The sequence below is a fragment of the Sorangium sp. So ce381 genome (genome assembly GCF_051473845.1).
In the GTDB taxonomy this organism is placed as follows: Bacteria; Myxococcota_A; Polyangia; order Polyangiales; family Polyangiaceae; genus Sorangium; species Sorangium atrum.
Genome location: NZ_CP150336.1, coordinates 5,826,497 through 5,848,397, shown reverse-complemented (window position 1 = coordinate 5,848,397; position 21,901 = coordinate 5,826,497). Strand labels below are relative to the sequence as shown.

The following is a 21,901-nucleotide window of genomic DNA, read 5'->3' as shown; positions in this document are numbered from 1 at the left end:
TAGGGAGGATGGAGGCGCGGGAGGGATGTCCGCGTCGAATCGTGTAGACACGTCTGGAGCGGATCGCGCATCATGAGCTGGCCAGTTGGCTGGGGGTGCCTGCTGCGTCGTGCGCCGTGCGTCGGCACGAGGCGCCCAGATCCGCCGCGCGAGGCGGCTCTTGTCGGGTGGAGGGGAGAGCGCATGTTGAAGAGCATCGGTCGGTTCATCGTCGGGGTCTGCGTGGCGGCGGGGCTCACGGCCCTGGGCTGCGACAACGGCGGCGCGCCGGCGGCGGGCGCGCCGGCGGCCGGGGGCAAGCCCAAGCTCGCCTACATCACGAACGGCGTCGCCCCCTTCTGGACCATCGCCGAGAAGGGCGTCATCGACGGCGCGAAGGAGTACGACGCCGAGGTGAGCGTCGTGATGCCGAGCGACGTGAACGACCAGATGCATCGGGTCGAGGATCTCCTGATCCGCGGCGTCGACGGCATCGCGATCAGCCCGATCGACGCGGAGAACCAGGTCCCGCTGCTCAACAAGGCGGCCGCGAAGACAAAGCTCATCACGCAGGACTCGGACGCTCCGAAGAGCGAGCGCATCGTCTACATCGGCATCGACAATTACGTCGCTGGCCGGATGGCGGGGCAGCTCGTGAAGGAGGCGATCCCCGGCGGCGGCAAGGTGGCCATCCTGGTCGGGCGGCTCGAGGGGGACAACGCCCGCAAGCGCCGCCAGGGCGTGCTCGACGAGCTGCTCGATCGCCCGGACAGCAGCGCCGGGAGCGACCCGCTCAACCAGGAGATCAAGGGGGCGAAATACACCATCGTCGCGACCCTGACCGACCAGATCGACGCCGCCAAGGCGAAGAGCAACGCCGAAGACATGATGTCGGCGCACCCGGACCTCGTGGGCCTGATCGGCCTGAACGCGTACCACACGCCGGCCCTGCTCGAGGCGGTCAAGCAGGCGGGGAAGATGAGCTCGATCAAGGTCGTCGGCTTCGACGAGCAGGACGCGACGCTGCGCGCGATCCAGGACGGCGAGGTGGTCGGCACCGTGGTGCAGAATCCGTACATGTATGGCAAGGAGTCGGTGCGCGTGCTCGCGGCGCTCGTGCGAGGGGATAACTCCGTCGTGCCTCAGGACAAGTTCATCTCCCTGCCGGCCCGTCAGATCCGCAAGAGCAACCTGGACGAGTTCTGGGCTGATCTGAAGCAGAAGGCCGCCAAGCAACAGTGAACCCGGCGTCGGGCAGCGCGGCGCCGCGCGGCGCGCGCCCCGGGCCGGCGACGCTCGACGCGCCGACGCGAATGACAGCCTCCTCGCCCGAACTGGACACGACGCCGCTGCTCGAGGCGCGCGGCCTGACCAAGCGCTTCCCCGGCGTGCTCGCGCTCAGCGGCGTGCACCTCGCGCTCGGCCGCGGCGAGGTGCTCGGGATCGTCGGCGAGAACGGCGCTGGCAAGAGCACCCTCATGAAGATCCTCGCCGGCGTCGAGGCGCCCGACGCCGGCGAGATGGTCTTTGACGGGCGGCCTGTCGCGCTCGGCTCCGTCAGGGAGGCGCTCTCCCGCGGGATCGCGCTCATCCACCAGGAGCTCAACCTGGCGGACAACCTCGATGTCGCGGCCAACATCTACCTCGGCCGGGAGCCGCGGCGGGGCGGCTTCATCGACGAGGGCAGGATGGAGCGGGAGGCGCGGGCGATCATGGCGCGGGTCGGCCTCGCGTGCTCGCCGCGCGCGCTCGTCGGCGGCCTGTCGCTCGGGCAGCGGCACCTCGTCGAGATCGCGAAGGCGCTCTCCGCGAACGCGCGGGTGCTCATCATGGATGAGCCCACGTCGTGCCTTTGCCCTCACGAGGCGGAGGCGCTCTTCCAGGTGGTGAGGGAGCTCCGCGCGGGCGGGATCAGCGTCGTGTACATCTCTCACCGCCTCGGCGAGGTGAGGGCGCTCTGCGATCGCGTGCTCGTGCTGCGCGACGGCGAGAACGCGGGCGAGCTCTCGCGCGGCGAGGAGATGAGCCACGATCGCATCGTGAGATTGATGGTGGGCCGCGATCTCTCGCAGTTCTATCCGCACGTCCCGAACCCGCCCGGCGAGCCGGTGCTCGAGGTCTCCGGCCTCCGGACGCCGAGGCACCCCGATCGCGCGCTCTCCTTCACGGTGCGCGCCGGGGAGATCGTCGGCGTGGCGGGGCTCCTCGGCGCGGGGCGCACGTCGCTGCTCCGGACGCTGTTCGGCGTCACGCCGGCGGCCGGGGGCGCCGTCCGCGTGGCCGGGCGGGCCATCACGCCGCGCGCCCCGCGAGACGCCATCGCCGCCGGGATTGGCCTGGTCCCGGAGGACCGCCAGCAACAGGGCATCATCCTGGAGATGGCGATCCGGGCGAACGTGAGCCTGCCGAGCCTCGGCAGGGCGCAGCGCTACGGCGTCCTCGACCGCGCGGGCGAGCGCCGGATGTCGGCGCAGATGATCCGGGAGCTCGGCGTGCGGACGCCGAGCGACGTGCAGCCGGTGCAGCACCTGTCGGGCGGCAATCAGCAGAAGGTCGTCATCGCAAAGTGGCTGTCGATGTCGCCGCGCGTGCTCCTCCTGGACGAGCCGACCCGCGGCATTGACGTCGGCGCCAAGCACGAGATATACCAGCTGATGGAGCGATTGGCAGCGAGCGGCATGGCCACCCTGTTCGTCTCCAGCGACATGGAAGAGGTGATGGGCATGTCCGATCGTGCGCTGGTGATGCACGAGGGGCGCATCGCCGGCGAGCTCGGCCGCGCCGAGCTGAGCGAGGAGGCGATCATGCAGCTCGCGACCGGCAGCGACGCCGCGGCGTGACGCGGCGTGACGCGGCGTGACCACGAACCATCGAGGCCAGAGAGCATGTCTGTGACGACGACACAGGATCTCCGGGCGCGCGGCGCCGCGCCGGCCGCGCCGCTCGCGCACGGCACGCGGCGGAAGGTGCTCGGCGTCTTCTGGCTCCTCCTCGCGGTGTCGCTCGGCACCGCGCTCCTGAACGGGAGGTTCCTCCTCGCGGAGAACCTCGAGAACCTGATCCGGAGGACGGCGCTGTTCGGCATCCTCAGCATCGGGGCGGGCTTCGTGATCATCACGGGCGGCATCGACCTGTCGATCGGCTCGGTCGTGGCGCTCGCCGGGTGCATGCTGCCGTGGCTCCTCTCGGTGCAGCACTGGCCGCCCTCGCTGGCGGTGCCCGTGCTGCTCGCCATCTCCCTCTGCATCGGGCTCGCGCACGGGCTGCTCATCACGAAGCTCCGGCTCCAGCCGTTCGTGGTGACGCTCTGCGGGCTCTTGCTCTACCGGGGCACCGCGCGCGGGATCTCCGGCGATCAGACGCAGGGGTTCGGCGTCGGGTTCGAGTCGCTGCGCTACCTGTCGGTCGGCAGCCCGCTCTCGATCCCCGTGCCGTTCCTGTCGTGGATCTCCGAGGGGCGCTTCAGCCCCTACGCGGTGCACCCGTTCACCGGCGTGAAGACGCGGCTCGAGCTGATCACGTGGCTCGACATCCCGATGCCGTTCCTCTTGTTCCTCGCGATCGCGGTGGCGGCGTCGATCTTCCTGAACCGCACCGTCTATGGCCGCTATCTGATGGCGCTGGGCCGCAACGAGCAGGCGGCCCGCTACAGCGGGGTCGATACCGACAGGATGACGATCCTCGCGTATGTCCTCTGCTCGGTGCTCGCCTGCTTCGGGGGCATGCTGTTCGCTCTCGAGGTCAACTCGGCCCAGCCGGTCGATTTCGGCAATTTCTACGAGCTCTACGCGATCGCTGCGGCCGTGCTGGGCGGCTTCAGCCTGCGCGGCGGCGAGGGCGCGGTGCTGGGCGTCATCCTGGGCACCGCGCTCATGCAGGTGCTGCGCAACGCCATCAACATGCTGGGCGTCCCGACCCAGATCGAGTTCGCTGTCATCGGCGCCGTCATCCTGACCGGCGTCATCGCGGACGAGCTGGTCAGGCGCTACGCGGCGGCGCGGCGCAAGGTGGTTGGCTCGTGAGGTCGTGAGCTCGCGGCGGCGAGGTCGACGCCGCGCTCCGTCGAGCCCGCGATGGGCGCGGCGTCGTTTGCGTCGATCGCCGACCCGCGGATGATGGCCTCGGTGCTCGTGGATCCGCGCCGACACGGCGCGTGAAGCGCAGCGTCGCTGTCCTCGCCAGGAGCTCGGCATAGCGGCGCGCAAGCGCGCGAAGATCGCGTGCTACGCTACAGCATTGCTGGCGTCCCACGCGGAGCCGGAGCGAAGTGAGCGCAGGGGGCCCGGGCCGCGATCCGCCAGTATCACGTAAAAACATCAACCAAGTCGCTGACTTACGGTAGCCGTGGAGCGGTCTTCACGCGACGGCCACCCGATGGAAAGGGAATGGCGTGATGCTGAAGCGCATTTCTTGTGGCACTACAATTCTTTACCTGACGCTCGGGCTCGCGGGCTGCGCGCTCGAACCAGATGCAGAGGAGGCGACGGCCGGGGAGTCCGCTGTTCCGTTCGGCACTGCCGGCAGGGCCCCGCCAAAGGGGGAGGCCCTGAAGGCCATCGGCGCTGGCATTGCCGCCAAGGGGGGCGGGGTACCCTCTGTGTGGGGACCTGCTGAGAAGTCGTTCCTCGGCACCTCGACGACCGCGGCCTCGAGGGTCTACTTCACCGGTCATCGCGGCATCGTGTCCGAGGTGTTCTATCCGGTGCTCGACACCGTGAACACCGTCGATCTGCAGTTCCTGGTGGGGGACACGGCAAAGACGTTCGTCGACGAGGAGAAGCAGCAGAGCTTCACCGTGATCCAGCCGGACAAGCGGTCCATGCGCTGGCAGGCGACGACCACGAACAGCGCCCACAACTGGCGGATCACCAAGACGATCTTCACCGATCCGGGGCGCAACGCGCTGATCCAGCGCGTCCAGTTCGACGCCCTGGGCGGCAGGAACGTCACCCAGTTCGACCTCTACCTGCTCCACAACCCGGCGATGGACAACTCCGGGGCCGGCGACACGTCGAGGACCGTGGCGGCAGGGGGGCGCACGCTGCTCGTCGCCTCGGAGGGCAGCCGCGCCTCGGCGCTCGCCGCGTCGCGCCCGTGGAAGGTGGTGAGCGGCGCGCCGATGGTGTCGAGCGGCTTCGTCGGCGAGTCGGACGGCTGGACAGACCTCCTCGGCGGGAACGTCGACAGGACCATGACCTGGCGAAACGACCTGGCGAGCGGCGGCAACGTGGCGCAGATGGGCTGGATCGACCTCGGCGCCAGCGCCGTCACCAGCGTGTCGTTCGACGTCGTGCTCGGCTTCGGCGCGACCGAGACCGAGGCGGCCTCCACCGCGAACGCGACGCTCGGCAGCACCCTGAGCACCCTGCAAACCACCTACGACAACGGGTGGAAGACCTACGCCGCCGGGCTCAGCAGCCAGAGCGCCACCGCCGACGACCAGTATTACCTCGCGGCGATGTCGCTCAAGGCGATCCAGGACAAGTCGAACGGCGCCATGATCGCGGGCATGGGCACGCCCTGGGGCGAGACCAACGGCGATGGGAACAACGGCGGCTACCACCTGGTCTGGGCGCGCGATCTGTTCAAGTTCGCCAGCGCGCTCGTGACGGCCGGCGACACCGCGACCGGGGCCTCGGTGGTCAACTACCTGTTCAACACCCTGCAGCAGTCGAGCGACTGCGGCGTCGCCGAGTACGACGCGCCGAGCTGCCCGCAGGGCTACAGCCGCGTCGGCCGCTTCCCGCAGAACGCCTGGGTCAGCGGCTGGCAGTACTGGCAAGGCACGCAGATGGATGAGCAGGCGATGCCGATCATCCTCGCCTGGCGGCTCGGACCTTCCGTCTACAACCCGCTGTGGAAGAAGATCAAGAGGACCGCCGACTACATCGTCAACACGGGCCCATGGACGCAGCAGGAGCGCTGGGAGGAGAACGCCGGGTACTCGCCGTCGACCATCGCGGCGGAGATCGCGGGCCTCGTCTGCGCCGCCACGATCGCCCGCGCGAACGGCGACACCACCAGCGCGGCGCGCTACATGGCCGCCGCCGACTACTGGCAGCAGAGCGTCGACCGCTGGACGTTCACGACCACGGGGTACCACGGTGACGGCCGGTATTACATCCGCATCAACCCCTCCGCGCGGGGCAACACCGGCAGCGGACCGCAGGTGTACAACCCGGTGTCCGGGCCGGACGCGGCGGCCACCTTCACGATCGGCAACGGCGGCGGCACGCACGACCAGCGTTACATCGTCGACGGCGGTTTCCTCGAGCTCGTGCGGATGGGGGTGAAGCGGCCCGACGATCCCTCGATCGTCGCGACGCTGCCCGAGTACGACGCCATCCTGAAGCGGACCATCGCCGGCAAGGGCGACGCCTGGTTCCGCTACAACTACGATGGATATGGCGAGAAGAACGACGGCGGCAACTTCGACGGCAACGGCGGCCGGGGCCGGCTGTGGCCCATCTTCACGGCCGAGCGCGGCATGTTCAAGATCGCCAGCACGGGTGTCGGCGCCGACGGCAACCCCTTCCTGACCGCGGTGAAGGCGTTCTCGACGCCTCAGGGCTTCATCCCGGAGCAGGTGTGGAGCGAGACGACGGACGTCACCGGCTGGTCCGTCCAGAAGCCGGGCAACGTCTCGGCGGGCACCTCGACGCGGTCCATGAGCCCCCTGAACTGGGCCATGGGCGAGTACATCAGCCTGGTGGCGTCGATCCGGGCGGGCAGGATCGTCGATATCCCGTCGGTGGTCTGCGGCCGCTACAACGCGTGTGTGGTGCCGCCCGCGTCCGGCGAGGCCGGCGTCGCGGTCAACGTCACCGCGACCACGGTGGTCGGCCAGCAGATGTACGTCACTGGCAACACCGCGGCGCTCGGCAACTGGAACACCGATCTCGGCGTCCCGGTCGATCCGCGCAGTTACCCCGTGTGGACGAACCGCGTCAACCTGCCGGCCAGCAGCGCGCTCCAGTACAAGTACTATCGCAAGAACGCCGACGGCAGCGTGACCTGGGAGAACCTCCCGGGCGGCGGCAATCGCGCGATGAGCACGCCCACGTCCGGCGGCACGCTCACGCTCAGCGACACCGTGAGCTGGTAACTCAGGCGCGGCGCGCGCGGCGAGCCTACGCCGCGGAGCGCTCCGGCTCGCAGGAGCGCCCCGTCTTCATCGGCAGCGTGAAGAACACCCGCGTTCCCCGGCCGAGCTCGCTCTCCACGCGGATCGTGCCGCCGTGGCGCTCGACGAGGTTCTTGCAGATCGACAGACCGAGCCCCGTGCTCTTCTCGCCGCCTGTCGATCGTGTGCTCGTCCTCCGGAACTTGTCGAACAGGCCGCTGATCTCGTCCGGGCGGATGCCCAGCCCCTGATCCTCGATCATCACCTCGACCGCCTGGCCGACCCTCCACGCGCGCACCGTCACCGTCGTGCCCGGGTGAGAGAACTTGAACGCGTTGCTGAGCAGGTTGCTCAGGACCTGCTCGATCCGCGCGACGTCGCAGCAGACGAGCGGGAGATCCGCGGGCACGTCGACGTCCACCGCGATCCCCTTCCGGCCGGCGCCGTGCTCGTTCAGGGAGACCGCCGTCAGGACGATGCCTCTCAGGTCGGCCTCCTGCAGGCGAAGCCCGCCGTGCCCGTGCTCCAGCGTCGTGATGTCGAGCAGGTTCTCGATCAGCTGCAGCGCGAACTCGGCGTTGTCCTGGATCTTCAGGGCGTAGCGCCGCGTGTCCTCGGGCCCCGCGCCGACGCCCGCCAGCTGCATCTTCGTGAACCACTGGATCGCCGCGAGCGGGTTGCGCAGATCGTGCGCGGCGATGCCCATGAGCTCATGGGTCTTCTGGGTCGCCTCGGCGAGCTGCTGGTTCTCGAGGTGGAGGGCGTCGGCGCTCGTCTTGAGGCTCGAGAGCAGCCGCTGGCAGCTGCTGATGCGCTCGTGCTGGGCGAACGCGTCGCTCACGACGCCGGCGAGCGCCGGCGGATCCCATGGCTTGGAGATGAACCGGTACACGCCGCCCTCGTTGATGGCCTGGATGGCGGCGCTCGTGTCCGCATAGGCGGTCATGAGGAGGCGGACGGTCTCCGGGAATTCGGCCTTGACCCGCGCGTAGAACTCCGTGCCCGTCGTGCCCGGCATCCGCTGGTCGCTGAGGACGACAGGGATTGTCCGCTCGCGCAAGATCGCGTGGCCCTGCTCGGCGCTCTCCGCGATGAGGACATCGTAGTCGCGCCGGAGCTCGCGGCGGAGCGCCTTCAAGGTCTCGCGCTCGTCGTCGACGATGAGCAGCGCGCGCCGCTCGCCGGAGGCGCGCGTCATCGGTCGAGCTCCTTCGGCAGCGTGATCGTGAAGGTGCTGCCCGCCCCGGGGGTCGATCGGACGGCGATCGTGCCGCCGTGCTGATCGACGATGATCTTGTGCGAGATGGTGAGGCCCAGCCCCGTGCCCAGCCCGACAGGCTTGGTCGTGAAGAACGGATCGAAGATCCGGCCGAGGACGTCAGGGGTCATCCCGGCGCCGTTGTCCTCGAACTCCAGGACGATCCCGCGCTCTTCGTCGCGCTCGCGGATCACGATGCGACCGTTCCCCCGGCCTCGGCACTCGACCGCCTGGGCCGCGTTGATGAGGAGGTTCAGGAACACCTGGCTGAGCTCCGCCGGCTTGCAGCGCAGCTTCGGCAGCTCGGCCCACTCGACCGTCACCTGGACGCCGCCGTCCTTCAGCGCCGGGCCCGCGATCGCGAGGGTGCTCTCCAGGCACTCCTTCAGATCGCAGCGCTCCTCCTCTGCCCGGTCGATCCGCGTGAAGATCCTGAGGTCCTCGACGATCTTCTGCACGCGCGCGAGGCCGCCCAGCGTGCCTCTCACGAGATCCCTCGTATCCTCGCGCAGAAAATCGGGCTCGAGCTCCGCGCGGAGCGCCTCGGCCAGGCCCTTCACGTCGTCCGAGCCCGCGCCGATGGCGGCCCGCTCGAGCGCCTCGTAGGCGCCGAACAGCCGATCGAGCGACTCTCCCAGGGTGTGCACGTTGCTCCGGACGAAGGCGAGCGGGTTGTTGATCTCGTGGGCCACGCCGGCGGCGAGCTTGCCGAGCGCGTTCATCTTCTCCGAGTGGACGAGCATCGACTGCGTGGCGCGCAGCTGCTCGAGCGACCGCTCGAGCTCCTTCTGCTCGGCGACGAGCCGCCGCTGGAGGCTCGTGATCCGCGAGTTGAGCGCGGACACGTCGGCGACGACGCGCTCGAGCTCGATGACGTCGAACTCGGCGAGGAGCAGCAGGTCGTGGCCGAGCCGCCAGACCTCGCCCCGGAGGCTGTGCGCGATCGACCGGAGATCCCCGAAGTGCAGCATGCCGCTGTAGATCGGCTCCTCGGCCCCGCGCCCGGCCGCGGCGAGCTGCGCGAAGCTCGGGCTGACGAGGCGAGCCGCGGCGCGACCCGGCTCGCCCGCCCCCCCGAGCAGCCGGCGCATGCCGTGGTTGGTGAGCCTCGGCGCGCCTTCCGGCGTGAACACGCCGAGCGCGAGCGCGGTCGAGGCCATGAGGAAAGCGGCGGCGAGCTCTGCGACCGGACCGCTGAGCTCGTGTCCCGACGGCGGGGCCGCGAGCGGCGCTCCTTCGTTTTCTCCTGCGCTTTGCGTCCTGCGCGGTTCCATAGGAATCATCGGAGGCCGAGCCTCTCCCTCGCTCGCGGCGGAGGCGATCTGTCATTGGCAGGCCGGCGCGGAGCTCGCTATGCGAAACGCACCCCGCGGGGCCGGCGCGCGAGCGCGCGGAGCGGGGTCATGCGCTCCGCGCCGCGAGGAGCTGCTCCGCCGTGCGGACGGCCCGCTCCGCGTTCGGCGCCGAGCCGTCGGCCCCGAGCTGCCTCCAGAGGTCGTCGACGACGCGGAACGGGTGGCCGCCGACCAGGACGACGACGCCCCTGCACCGGTCGTCGCCGCGCGCCGCGGCGATCACCTGGCGGACGCTCGAGAGCTGATCGCTGAGCGCGGCCGAGACCGCGAGGACGTCGGCCTTCCGCTGGACGACCTCCTGGATCACGTGCTCGGCCGGCGTGCTGGCCCCGAGATAGAAGGTGTCCCACCCCGCCATTTCGAAGTAATCGGCGACGAAGCGCGCGCCGATCTCGTGGAGGTTCCCGTCCACGGCGGTGGCCACGAGGCGGCGGCCGGCGCGATCGGTGTTGACGACGAGCGGATAGAGCTGCCCCAGGATCATCTGCGTGACCGCCGTGCAGTAGTGCTCTCCGGCGATGCTGAGCTGACGGAGCTGCCAGCGCCGGCCCAGCTCGTACTGGCACGGCTGCAGCACGTGAGCATAGATGTCCTTGATCGGCGCGCCCGCGTCGATCGCCTCGCGGATGACCCGCACCGCTCGCCTCCGGTCCCGCTCGAGCAGCGCGTCGAGGTAGCTGCACGCGACGGCGCCGAGCGGCGCCTCCGGGCGGACGAAGCTTGGATTCTCGGCGTGCATCGAGGTGAGCCGCTCGAGCGCCGCCGCCAGGTACCGCTGCGGCGCCTCGGCGAGGCGCTCCGGAAGCGTGAGCGCGAGGACGTCGTCGAGCGCGCGGAGGTAGCCCACGAGCTCGGCGGGGTCGAGGCCGTGCTGCACCAGCAGCGCCTGTGCCCACTCCACATAGGCGCTGAAGAGCTTCGGCGACTCGTGGTCGACCGCCGCGGCGAGCTGCGCGACGTGGCGCCTGGCGTCGTCGAGGCAGAGGGCGCGCTTCGCGCCGGCGGCGAGCGCGTCCGCCGGGCGCCGCATGAAGCTGAGCGCGACGCTCATCGGCGCGATGCGCGCCGCCGAGCGCTCGATGGCCTCCGCCGCCGAGCCGGCCTCGCCGGCGGCGCACGGGGGCTCGGGGATGGCCGCCAGCGCGGCCGGCGTCACGAGGGGCGAGGCGCAGAGGCGCTCCCGGCCCGCGGCCAGCGCGTCCTGCGCCAGCGAAGAGAGCGCCGGATCGAGCTGCTCGCCGATGCTCTCGCTCAGGGCGTCGAGCGCGGCGCCGAGCGCGCGCCGGGGCACCCCGATCGCCTCGAGGAACACCGCGGTGAACGCGCAATACTCGCAGAGCTGCTGGGCGCCCGCCGCGCGGAGCGCCGCCGCGAGGGCGTCGATGTGCGCCGCCAGGTCCACGTGGCAGCGCGAGAGCGCCTCGCGCTCGCCGCGCGCTCCGAAGGCGCGCGGCGCGACGGACGCGGCCTCGAGGCGGGCGAGCGCGGCGTCCCTCAACGATTCACGGCGAGCGACGAGCTCGTCGGCCGCCCTGTCACGCTCTGTGGTCACCATGCCGGCGTATGTGGTGACGCGCCATCGCCGCCGCACGCGCGATATCGCACGGGCTCGCCCGACGGCGCACCGGCGGGCGGCCGCCGCCGGTGCGTCGTCGCGCGCCGCGGGCCGAAGGGCCCGCCAGGCTTGAGCCGGCGTCGTGCTTCAAGCTACCGTCTCTCCCGCGTCGCAAGGGAGCGTCGTCGCCCGGCGCGGGAGCTGAAGAACGATGTCAATCTCGTTGGTGCGGAACGCTTACGGCAAATCGAGGGTGCGGCTCGTGAAGGTCCGCCGCGCGGGCGCGCGGCACGAGCTGACCGACGTCCAGGTCGATATACAGCTGGAGGGCGAGTTCGACGACGCTTACACGAAGGGTGACAACAGCAAGGTGCTGCCCACGGACACGATGAAGAACACCGTGTACGCGCTCGCCAAGGGCCACCCGGTCGAGCCGATCGAGGACTTTGGCGCCCTGCTCGCCGAGCACTTCCTCGGCAAGCCACACGCCCGGCGGGCGACGGTCGTCATCGCAGAGAGCGTCTGGTCTCGCGTCGAGGCGGGCGGCGCGCCGCACCCTCACGCGTTCCTCCGCGCGGCAGGAGAGCGCCGGACCGCGGAGATCTCCGCGGCTCCTGGCGGGGTCGAGATCACGTCCGGCATCGCGGATCTCCTCGTCCTCAAGACCTCCGGCTCGGCGTTCTCGGGCTTCCCGCGCGACGAGTACACGACGCTCAAGGAGACCGGGGACCGCATCCTCTCGACGCTCATGGTGGCCCGCTGGCGCACGGCCGGCCGCGACCCGGCGCCCACGGCGACGTGGGAGCGCGCCCGCCGCGCCCTGATCGAGACCTTCGCGGAGCGACATAGCCTCTCGGTGCAGCACACCATTCATGACCTGGGGGAGGCGGTGCTCGCCGCCTGTCCTGCCATCGACGAGGTGAGCCTCTCGCTCCCCAACAAGCACTGCCTGCTCGTCGATCTCACGCCCTTCGGGCTCGCCAACGACAACGAGATATTCGTCCCGGTCGACGAGCCGCACGGGCTCATCGAGGCCACGATGAAGCGAGGGACCTGACCGTCGGGCGTGGCCGTTTTTCTCGACATGCCGATGACGTGCCCGGTACAGTGCGGCGCATGGACCAGGTGGCGGGCCCGGACGAGCTCGATGTCGCGACGAGCTACATGAACGCGGTCCTCAACGGGCCGTTCATCGCCGTCGAGTGCACGGGCGACGCCGATGCTCTCGAGATCGCCGCGTGGAGCGCCGGGGCGGAGCGGCTGCTGGGTTATACCGGGGAAGAGGTGATTGGCCGCCGCCTCGCGGACACGGCGCTGGGCGGCGCCGACGTCGACCTCTGGGGACGCCTCTGCGACGGGCAGGGCGGCGCGCCGCTCTCCGCCGAGCACCGGCGGAAGGACGGGCGCGTCGTCGCGTGCGCGTGGGTGCACGAGCCGATGCGCGGCGCCGACGGCCAGGTGGTGCGCAGGCTCTTCATCGGGCAGGACGTGACCGACCGCGGCCGTCTGGCGGAAGCGTCGCGGGACGACTCGATCATCCTGCGCGCCATCCTCGATCACGTCCCGATCGCCGCGTGCAAGTACGATCGCGATGGGGTGTTCACCCATCATGACGGCAAGGGGCTCGAGAACTCGGGCGTGAAGGCTGGGGCGCTCATCGGCAAGAACGTCTTCGACCTCTACGGGTCCAACCAGGAGGCCGTGGACGGGATGCGGCGCGTGATGGGGGGAGAGGTCGTGGACAATCAGGTCGAGGCCCACGGCGTCACCTGGCGGTCCTGGCTGCTCCCCATCTTCGACGAGCGCGGCGCGCAGAACGGCGCGGTCTCCGTGACGTTCGACATCACGGACACGAAGCGCAAGGAGGTCGAGCTCCAGGCGAGGCTCGACATGATCCAGGCCCAGCAGCAGGTGATCCGCGCGCTGTCGACGCCCATCATCGAGGTCTGGGATCGCGTGCTGACGCTCCCGATGGTCGGTGTCGTCGACAGCTTGAGGACCTCCGAGGTGATGGATAGCCTCCTCGACGCGATCTCGAGCAAGGGGGCGCGCTTCGCGATACTCGATCTGACCGGGGTCGACGCCGTCGACACGAAGACGGCGAGCTACCTCATCGAGATGGTCCGCGCGATACGGCTCCTCGGCGCCGAGGGCGTGATCACGGGTATCCGCTCGAACGTGGCGCAGACGATGATCGCGCTGGGGCTCGATCTCTCGGGGATCATCACGATGGGCAACCTCCGCGCCGGCCTCAAGCTCTGCATCCAGCGGATGAACGGCGCCGACGCCGCCGCGGCCAGCGGATCGAGGCGGGCCGAGGCACGCTGATCGGGGGCTTCGGGCTCACGATCGCGCTCGGCGCCGGACGGGTCACGAACCCTGTAGCAGAGGAGTCGACGCGGCCATGGCGGCGCGCTCGGAGCGGGCTAGGGCGCCGGCGGCGGCGAGCCGTCGAGATCTGCCATCTTCCCCTCTCGCTCCAGCCGCCAGATGTCCTCGTCCGTGACGAACTCCTGCGCCAGGAGCTCTCGCGCCCGCTTGATCTTGGCGAGGAGGACGGGCTCCGTGACCGGTGTGCTCGACTCCTTGGTCGGCGCGGGCGGCGGCTTCATCAGCGAGAACGTCCCGCGCGCCGCGTGCCCCTCCGCCGTCTCCCCATCGAGGATGTACGTGATGGTGAAGACATCCGGTTCACGCACCGTGTCGAGCCTCACGTCCACATCGACCCCTTGCCCGGGGGGGATCTCGACCAGGCCGAGCGAGGTCTTCTCGAGCGGTGAGGCGCTCGACGCCCCCGCGTAGTGCCGCACCGCCGTGACCGTATTGATCCGGACCGGCGCGTCGCTGTGATGCCAGAGGCGGAAGGTCTGCCGGACCACGCCGTGGCCGTCCTGCCGGGGAAAGCGGGGCGTCGGCGTCGCCGCGATGGTCACGATCCCCCGCTCGGCGAGGTCCTGAAACATCATGTTCGGGATCTGGAGCAGGGCACGGCCGGTGAGCTTCTCGCCCGCTTCGCTCTGGACCTCCACCCGGATGAGAAACTCGGAGACGAGCGCGGTTTGCGGACGGCGCTCATAGCTGTGGGTCACGAACGGCGCCTTCGTCTTCTCCGAGCCGCCGTCGTCGAACTCCCAGGCATAACTCGCGGGCTTGAACGGCCTCGCCTCGGGCTTGTCCTTGAGCCCGACGCCGACGATCTGCGCCGTGAGCTCGAATTCACCGGGGGTGCTCGGCAGGAGCCTGTGGGTGATGACGACGATCCGCTCCGGCTTGCAGGCGTTGACCCTGTATCTCGGGACCTCGATCCGAGTCACCGCGTTGTTCCGCCCGAACACGGAGATGGTGGGCATCTCGTACGATCCGTCCATCTCGGGCCAGACGCGCAGCGGCACCCGCGATCCGGTGCGCGTGCCAATGACGCTGTGGAGGTATTCATCTGTCCCGTTCGTGGTATGCGATCGCACGGTGATGAGGTTCTCCTCGCCGGCGCACACTTCCGGCTTCTCGACCTCGATCTCGTCGATGATGGGCGCCGGGTCCTCCGCGGGCGCCCTCGTGCTCGCCGCGGCGGCGCTCGCCGCGCGTCTGGCGCTCGGCGGGGCCTCCTGCGCGCTCGCCTTCGGCGCTGCCGGCGCGGGCTCGGGCGCCCTGGAAGGGTGGACCGACCAGACCAGGACCCAGCAGAGCGCGGCGGCGAGCACCACCCCACCGACCCATTGCGCCTTTGACCGATGCTCGCCGATCCTGGTCGTCATGGCCGGAGCTCCTCACGTCATTGTGCTCGAACGTCCGTCAGTACCAGCACCCGTAGACGTTGCCTCCGGAGTTCCACTGGACGTTGTGGTTCGTATCGGCGGACCAGACGGTCGCGCCGGCCTGCGTCCCCCAGGGGTGCCCGCTCCAGCCGCCGATGCGGTCGGGGCTGATGGACACGGCGACGGTCTTCGGATCGTCTCGGACTCCTCTCCACAAGGTGCCGCTGCCGGTGTCGCATGCGTGCGAGGCCATGCAGTTCGCGACCTGATTGGCGGCCTTGTCGCAGACGTCCGTGAAGCAGGCGAGCGAGGTGCCGAGCGAGCCCCAGAACCCCAGGCTGTTCTCGCAGCTGTCCATCACCCCGTCGTGAAGGGCGTTGGCCGCGCTGGCGAGCTTGGCGTGGCTGTACGTGTACGGCGGGATGGCGCCCTGGCCGTCGAGGTAGTGCGCGTAGGCCAAAAATGAAGAGCAAACCATACCGTTGTTCCACGCCGGCCCGCCGGTGGGCGTGCCCTCGGTGCTGCGGTACTGGAAGAACGAGTAGTGCACCCGGTCGCCGCGAACGCTCAGCCGAGGGATCTCGACCCCTTCGTCGATGATCGAGCGCTCGGCGTAGTAGGGCACCTCCCACCAGATGGTTTCGCCGATCGACGCGGCCCGCTTGGGATCGCCGACCTGATAGGTCAGCGCGACCGGGCCGCTCCCGCCGCTCCCGTAGAGGAAGCGGTAGATCCCGCCCTGGTTGACCTGCGCGAGCCCGGGATACCCATCGAGCAGATCGTTCGTCACGATGGGCGTGCTGCACACCTCGGGCCAGGAGTTTTCACGCGGCTGCTTCATGGTGGCATGCGTCACCCACCGGCCGGGACCATGCGACAGCATGGAGTGCGTACGGAACTCGCCGACGGCGTTAAGGACGTCTCCGATCGGCCCCGAGCCTGCGCTGAACACGGCCGCGCCGTTCGGCGCGTTCCAGCCGGCGCTGGAGTACCCGCACGCCTGCTCGGCGGCGGCAGCGGCGGAGGCGAGGCACGACGACACGACGACGAGCGGCAGGACGAACGCTGACTTCACGGGCACACCTCCGATCGAGAGCATGGCCGGCGGGACACGAGGCATGGACGCGCGCGCTCGGAGCGCGACGGACGAACGTCGCGAGCGGCCCGAGCTGGAGGGAGCGCTCGCTCGAAATGGGGAAGGATCACACTCCGAAAAAGGCGCACGCGGGCGCCCCTTCACCGAAGAGAGTGTGGTCTGGAGAAACGGGGGGCAAGCGGAAAATGAAGGCGGGATTGCCTTCTTCCATCCACCGCCCTCGATCGCGTCCCGTGCTCGGGTCTAGCTGACGCACCGGACGGACTGGCGAGACCGGGGAGCGCCTCGGCAGCTCGCCCCGCGAGCGATCATCGATCGACAGGAGGGGGCGAGCCGCCTCCTGGAGCTCCGAGCACCTCGACCGCGCCTTCCGCCGACAGCAAGATCTGCGGGTTGGCCTGCGCCGGCGAGATCACGTTGAGCACGCCCCTCGCGCGCACGCGCAGGCCTGGTTTGATGAACTTGTTGCGCGCGTCCACCGGCGCGCCGGGGTACGCCGCCCAGCGCCGCGCGAGCTTGTCCCGGATCGCCTTGAAGAGCTCGGGATCGCCGAAATTGACCAGCGTATACTCGCGCTCCACCCGATCCCTGTCGACGACGCGCAGCGCCCAGATATCGAATTTGATCTGTGGGCTCCTCGGGAAAAGCACGAGATCGCCCTCCAGCTCGATCGGCTGGCCATGGACCGCTTGCATGCGCTCCAGCACCTCGATGGGCTTGTCGACGCCCGGATCGAGCCGCAGGTGGATCGGGCGATCGGGGCGCCCGGCGATCACGTAATGCAGCCGGATCTTGTCATTGCGCCACAGGTCTCGGACGTGCTCCGGGCGGGTCACGAAGACCGGCACCACCTTGTCCGCGAGCTCGACCACGAGGACCTGGCCGTCGGCGTCGACGCCGTGCACACGGCCCACGAGCTCGCGCGCCCCGAGGAGCGCGGCGTCGATGGTCGGGTCGTGCGCATAGGGCGGGGCGTCCACGCCGGAGGAAAACCGCGTGATCACCTCGATGCGGCGCGCGCGGACATGGCGCTGAGCGCCCTTTTTCTCGAGGCTGCCGAAGACGCGCAGCCGGTCGTGCCGCTGGAGCCCGGCGAGCTCCCGCGCGACCTCGGCCGACCCCGGGATCATCGGAAAGTCAGCGTAACGAAAGAAGTCGTTCGGGAGCCGGTAGGTGAATACGAAGAGTCCGGCCTCGGGCGCCGCGCCGTGCATCCATCCGTCGAGCCCGCCGCCCGCGAGCGCCGCGGCGATACCGGCATCATCGTCCGGGTCAATCACGGCCGGCGGATCGCGAGGGGCCGGCGCCGCACGATGGATCGGAGTCGCGCGCGCGGGCAGCGCGGCAGGAGCCTGTGCCGACGAAAGATTGCAACCGGACGGAACGACCAGGAGCGCGAGAAGCCAGCCGAACACCGCGACCACACGCTGACCCATGCACCAGCATAGCAGCATCGGAGTCGGACCTGCACGGCGGCCGGGGAGCGCGTGAGTGGCGCTATCGCCTGCTCCGGTCGAATCGTGCCAGCGGAGCGAGCCGCACGAACGTTGCGGGCTCATGCGGACGCCCTGGAGCGGCCCCTCGCGGCGGAGCTGGAGATCAGGCTCTCCCGGATGGTGCGATGGCGCGGGTCAGTCGTCCAGCGCGGGTGGAACACGACGTGAAGTGTGAACGGCTCGACCTCGAAAGGGAGCTGTCGGGTCGTGAGCGGGAGCCCCGAGGCGCGGACGATGCGCGCGGGCAGGGTAGCGACGAGATCGGTCTCGGCTGCCAGCGAGAGCGCGAGCAGCAGCGACGGCACGCGCGCCCGCACGTCCCGCGATCGTTCGAGCCGCGCGATCGCCCGCTGCACCGGCGAGAGCCCCGGCAGCGAGTTGCCCACGACGACGTGCCCGCACGCGAGGTATCGCTCGAACGTCGCGCGCCCCCGCGCGAGCGGGTGCCCGCGCCGCGTCACGATCACGTGCTCGTCCTCGACGATGGGGCGGAACACGAACTGCTCCAGCCCGTCGATGTCCACCCTCGGGACGAGCGCCAGGTCGACCTCCCCGCGCTCGAGAGCGCCGATCGTCTCCAGCGAGGGCTGGACGATGCGCAGCGTCGTCATCGGCGGCGCCTTGGCCTGCTGCGCGAGCCACGGCCTCAGCACGACCAGGGTGCCGTAATCGGACGTCGCCACGCGCAGCGGAAACGGCTCGTCCTCGCGCTTCTGGCGGACCATGGGATCGAAGACCGCGCGCAGCGCCGACAGGGCGCGCTCCACGTCGGGCTGGAGCGCGAGCGCCATGGGCGTCGGCTCGAGGGCGCGGCCGGTGGACACGAACAAGGGATCGCCGAAGACCTCTCGGAGCCGCGCGAGCGAGCGGCTCATGTTCGGCTGCGTCGTGCCGAGGCGCCGCGCCGCCTGGGTCACGCTCCGCGTCTCGAGCAGGTGGTGGAGCGCGCGCAGCCCGTTGAAATCGACGTCCTCGATCCGCATCGCCGGATCATATCCTGCACGACATATCAGGCATCACGCCGGAGCATGACCCGCGCGCGGCCGCGCGCCGTACAACCGAGGCATGCCTGATGTTCCGCTCGATGAAGCTCCTTCGATGACGCCGCCCGAGCCGCCGACCGTGCCTCGCCGGCCCTCCACGTCCCTCCGCCCGTGGCTTCGCCGGATCGGCGCGGGGCTCGGCGCCGTCGTCGCGATCGGGGCGGCGCTCGTGATCTGGGCCGGCCTCGGCAGCCCGTCGAAGCTCCCACGCGTGGAGCTCGCCGTGCCCCCGCAGCGCGCCTCCGCGTGGGAGGACGTGTTCGCGCGCGGCCAGCGGGTGCGCCTGTGTACCTTCGAGACGGGCGAGGTCAGCGGAGCGCGTTCGATGTTGCTCCGCAGCGACCACGTCGACTTCGATCGCGCCCGAGAGCACGAGCCGCTGCCGATCTACGCGCACCTCGTCCGCCATCCCACGCGCGGCGACGTGCTGATAGACGCCGGCCTCTCCGCCCCGTTCGAGCGGGATCCGTTCGGCGACGTCCGCGCGCCGGTGAGCTGGCTGCACCGGGCGATGGGCACGCGGTTCACGCTCCCTGCGGGGCGCTCGCTCGGCGCTCAGCTCGCGCGCCTCGGCTCGCGCCCGCGTCAGGTCTACCTGACGCACGTTCACGGCGATCACACGGCCGGCCTCGGCGAGCTCCCGCGCGACGTGGAGATCGTGACCGGCGAGGGCGAGGCCGACGATCTCGCGGGGCACCTGGGCTACGGGCACTTCGCCGAAGGAGCGACGCTCTCGGAGCTCTCGTTCGCGCGCGGCGCCCCCATGCCGCCGTTCGACATGGCCATCGACGTGTGGGGCGACGGCGCGCTCTGGGCGCTCCCGACGCCTGGCCACTCGCGCGGTCACCTCTCGTTCGTGGTCAACGCCGAGTCCGGCCCGGTGCTGCTCGTCGGCGATGCGTCGCATTACGCCTGGGCATTCGAGCGCGGCATCGGCCCGCGCGGGCCCTCGGCGAGCGACGAAGCCGCGGGACAGCAGAGCCTGGATCGCCTGCGCGAGCTCGTCCGCGCCCACCCGAGCCTGCGTGTCGTCTACGGGCACGAAGCGCCCCAGGTGATCTGCGAGATCTCCACCACCCCGTGACGCGACGACGCCCGCGGCGGGTGTGAAGTCGCTGGTCAATTGGAGGGTCTTCGGCAGCTCGTGATCAATCCGCGCCGGAGCGGGAATTCTTCCAATAACTGTTCGTGCGCGCGGCGTGGGTGGCGTGGAGAGATGCGACGGATTCGCGCTCTCACCTCGCTTTTAAGGCCGGAGTGCGCCCGGTCCTGCTGGTCTGACGCGGCGCGTGCCGCGTCAAGTGGCTGTCAATCGACATCGATAATATGACGGGAGTGGAGTCTTCGGGCAGTATCAGACTTCGCCGGCGGATGGTCCGTTGTTGACCGCTGTCCGGCGATTGAACGCCGGCTGAACGCTGGCGTCTCGCGCTGTGGATTGGTGGGAGCAACGCTTGACGTCTGGCGAGGCTTCACCGTAGGTTGTGACCGACGGTAGGAGGTCACGGTATGGCTGACTTAGGATATCGTCGCTGGCGAGCCGGTCATGCGCTCATAGCGACGCTCGCGCTGGCGGCCGCGGCCGGGTGCGGTATCGGGCAGATCGGAGCGGCTGACTCCAGCTCCAGCTCCGGGGCCGGCCCCGGGGGGGACGGTTCGACGTCCGGACAAGGAGGAGATCCCCCGGTGTGCGGCGCCGAGCGGATCCTCGCACCCCAGCGGCGCTTGACGCGATTCGAATACAACAACACGGTCCGAGATCTCCTCGGAACGTCCCTCACCCCTGCGGATCAATTCCCCCCGGATGAGATCGCCGGAGGCTTCAACAACAACGCGACGGTGCTGACCGTGTCCGCGCTGCACGCGGAGAAGTACCTCCTGGCCGCCGAGGCGCTCGCGGCCGAGGCCGTCGCGGGCGATCTGTCGAAGCTGGTGCCGTGTGATCCGGCCGCGGTCGAGGGGCAAGTCGCCCAGGAGGAGGCGTGCGCGCGGCAATTCGTCCAGGACTTCGGCCGTCGCGCGTACCGTCGACCTCTCGAGACGTCGGAAGTCGATCGACTGATGCGCGCCTACGCCGCGGGACGCACGGACGGGTCGTTCCGTGAGGGCATCGAGGTCGTCATCCGGGCCGCGCTGCAATCGCCGAAATTCCTGTTCCGCCTGGAGCTGCGTCACGATTCGGACGCCTCCTCGTCGCGGGTGCGCCTCGACCCGTACGAGATGGCGTCGCGCCTTTCGTACCTCATCTGGGCGTCGGGCCCCGACGACGAGCTGCTCGACGCCGCCGAGGCGGGCCTGCTCGATACCCGCGAGCAGCTCGCCGAGCGAACCCGCCAGATGCTGGAGCACCCGCGGGCGCGCCGGGCCATCACGGAGTTCTACAAGCAATGGCTCAACCTCGGGAAGCTCGGGACCATCGTCAAGGAGGAGAGCAAGTTCCCCGGGTACAACGACGAGCTCGTCGCGGGGATGAGCGCGGAGACTCCCGCGTTCGTCGAGCACGTGCTGTGGTCCGGCGACCACAAGCTGTCGAGCCTGCTCACGCTGCCCGTCGGCTTTGCCACCGAGCCCGTCGCCGAGCTGTATGGCGTGACGGTCCCGCCCGGCTCGACCACACCCCAGCTCGTGGATCTCCCGCCGGACCAGCGCGCAGGGGTGCTCACGCAGCCCGCCTTCCTGGCCGTCCACGCGCACCCCGATCAGACGTCTCCGGTGCTACGCGGCAAGGCCATCCGCGCGAAGTTCATGTGCCAGGACCCGCCGCCTCCTCCCAACGATGTCGACCTCACGCCGCCCACGGGCGACGAGGGCGTCACCGCGCGTGAACGGTTCAACCAGCACGCCGCCAACGAGAGGTGCGCCAATTGCCACAAGCTGATGGATCCGATCGGCTTCGCGTTCGAGAACTTCGATTCCGTGGGCGCGTACCGCACCGAGGAGGGCGGGCAGGTCATCGACGTCTCCGGGGAGATGGTCGCGTCCGACGACATGGACGGCCCGTTCGTCGGCGTCCGCCAGCTGGCGGAGAAGCTCGCCGGGAGCGCGCAGGTCCGCGAGTGCCTCGCGACGCAATGGTTCCGCTACACGGCCGGGCGCTTCGAGAACATCGACGACGAGTGCTCGCTCGACGGGCTGCGCGCAGGGTTCCACGGGTCGGAGGGCGACCTCGTGGAGCTCATCGTGGCGACGACGCAGACCGACGCGTTCATGTACCGCAGCGCGATCGCAGAGGAGGAGTGAC

15 protein-coding genes are annotated in these 21,901 nt (G+C 70.0%); 8 read left to right on the top strand and 7 right to left on the bottom strand.

Features of this window, described 5'->3' with window-relative positions:
* The first annotated feature begins 183 nt into the window (after positions 1 to 183).
* The 4 genes from WMF29_RS22000 (at position 184) to WMF29_RS21985 (ending at position 7,084) form a co-directional block, all read left to right on the top strand.
* Positions 184 to 1,221 carry a sugar-binding protein gene (locus WMF29_RS22000; protein ID WP_437330711.1) on the top strand — a complete coding sequence of 346 codons (1,038 nt, stop codon included), beginning with the start codon at positions 184 to 186 and terminating at the stop codon, positions 1,219 to 1,221.
* Between the two features lie 71 nt (positions 1,222 to 1,292).
* Positions 1,293 to 2,819, top strand: a complete 1,527-nt coding sequence (locus WMF29_RS21995) for a sugar ABC transporter ATP-binding protein (RefSeq protein WP_437330710.1) — start codon at positions 1,293 to 1,295, stop codon at positions 2,817 to 2,819.
* A 45-nt stretch (positions 2,820 to 2,864) separates the two neighbouring features.
* On the top strand, positions 2,865 to 4,001 hold the full coding sequence (locus WMF29_RS21990) for an ABC transporter permease (protein ID WP_437330709.1): 1,137 nt from the start codon (positions 2,865 to 2,867) through the stop codon (positions 3,999 to 4,001).
* A gap of 371 nt (positions 4,002 to 4,372) precedes the next feature.
* Positions 4,373 to 7,084: a glycoside hydrolase family 15 protein gene (locus WMF29_RS21985; protein ID WP_437330708.1), complete on the top strand. Its 2,712-nt coding sequence runs from the start codon at positions 4,373 to 4,375 to the stop codon at positions 7,082 to 7,084.
* 25 nt (positions 7,085 to 7,109) lie between these two features.
* Here the strand turns inward: WMF29_RS21985 and WMF29_RS21980 are convergent, their stop codons facing one another.
* From WMF29_RS21980 to WMF29_RS21970, 3 genes are all read right to left on the bottom strand, one after another.
* On the bottom strand, positions 7,110 to 8,300 hold the full coding sequence (locus tag WMF29_RS21980; RefSeq protein WP_437330707.1) for an ATP-binding protein: 1,191 nt from the start codon (positions 8,298 to 8,300) through the stop codon (positions 7,110 to 7,112).
* A complete protein-coding gene (locus tag WMF29_RS21975; protein ID WP_437330706.1) occupies positions 8,297 to 9,520 on the bottom strand; it encodes a sensor histidine kinase in 1,224 nt (407 codons plus the stop codon). The genes WMF29_RS21980 and WMF29_RS21975 overlap by 4 nt, the downstream gene beginning before the upstream one ends.
* 241 nt (positions 9,521 to 9,761) lie before the next feature.
* A complete protein-coding gene (locus WMF29_RS21970; RefSeq protein ID WP_437330705.1) occupies positions 9,762 to 11,270 on the bottom strand; it encodes a cobalamin B12-binding domain-containing protein in 1,509 nt (502 codons plus the stop codon).
* A 211-nt stretch (positions 11,271 to 11,481) separates the two neighbouring features.
* On the opposite strand from WMF29_RS21970, the gene pucL reads away from it, so the two are divergent.
* Positions 11,482 to 12,327: a factor-independent urate hydroxylase gene (gene pucL, locus WMF29_RS21965; RefSeq protein WP_437330704.1), complete on the top strand. Its 846-nt coding sequence runs from the start codon at positions 11,482 to 11,484 to the stop codon at positions 12,325 to 12,327.
* A gap of 59 nt (positions 12,328 to 12,386) precedes the next feature.
* A complete protein-coding gene (locus WMF29_RS21960) occupies positions 12,387 to 13,598 on the top strand; it encodes a PAS domain S-box protein (RefSeq protein WP_437330703.1) in 1,212 nt (403 codons plus the stop codon).
* A 98-nt stretch (positions 13,599 to 13,696) separates the two neighbouring features.
* On the opposite strand, the gene WMF29_RS21955 is transcribed toward WMF29_RS21960, so the two are convergent.
* The 4 genes from WMF29_RS21955 to WMF29_RS21940 all read right to left on the bottom strand — a co-directional run bounded on the left by WMF29_RS21955 (position 13,697) and on the right by WMF29_RS21940 (position 18,600).
* Positions 13,697 to 15,025, bottom strand: a complete 1,329-nt coding sequence (locus tag WMF29_RS21955) for a hypothetical protein (protein WP_437330702.1) — start codon at positions 15,023 to 15,025, stop codon at positions 13,697 to 13,699.
* 37 nt (positions 15,026 to 15,062) lie between these two features.
* On the bottom strand, positions 15,063 to 16,100 hold the full coding sequence (locus WMF29_RS21950) for a hypothetical protein (protein ID WP_437330701.1): 1,038 nt from the start codon (positions 16,098 to 16,100) through the stop codon (positions 15,063 to 15,065).
* A gap of 329 nt (positions 16,101 to 16,429) precedes the next feature.
* Positions 16,430 to 17,401: a hypothetical protein gene (locus WMF29_RS21945; protein WP_437330700.1), complete on the bottom strand. Its 972-nt coding sequence runs from the start codon at positions 17,399 to 17,401 to the stop codon at positions 16,430 to 16,432.
* 275 nt (positions 17,402 to 17,676) lie between these two features.
* Complete coding sequence (locus WMF29_RS21940; RefSeq protein ID WP_437330699.1) at positions 17,677 to 18,600, bottom strand: LysR family transcriptional regulator; 924 nt, start codon at positions 18,598 to 18,600, stop codon at positions 17,677 to 17,679.
* Positions 18,601 to 18,682: 82 nt separating this feature from the next.
* Here WMF29_RS21940 and WMF29_RS21935 point away from each other — a divergent pair, with 82 nt between their 5' ends.
* Positions 18,683 to 19,744: an MBL fold metallo-hydrolase gene (locus WMF29_RS21935; RefSeq protein ID WP_437330698.1), complete on the top strand. Its 1,062-nt coding sequence runs from the start codon at positions 18,683 to 18,685 to the stop codon at positions 19,742 to 19,744.
* Positions 19,745 to 20,385: 641 nt separating this feature from the next.
* Positions 20,386 to 21,900, top strand: a complete 1,515-nt coding sequence (locus WMF29_RS21930) for a DUF1592 domain-containing protein (RefSeq protein WP_437330697.1) — start codon at positions 20,386 to 20,388, stop codon at positions 21,898 to 21,900.
* Position 21,901 lies beyond the last annotated feature (1 nt).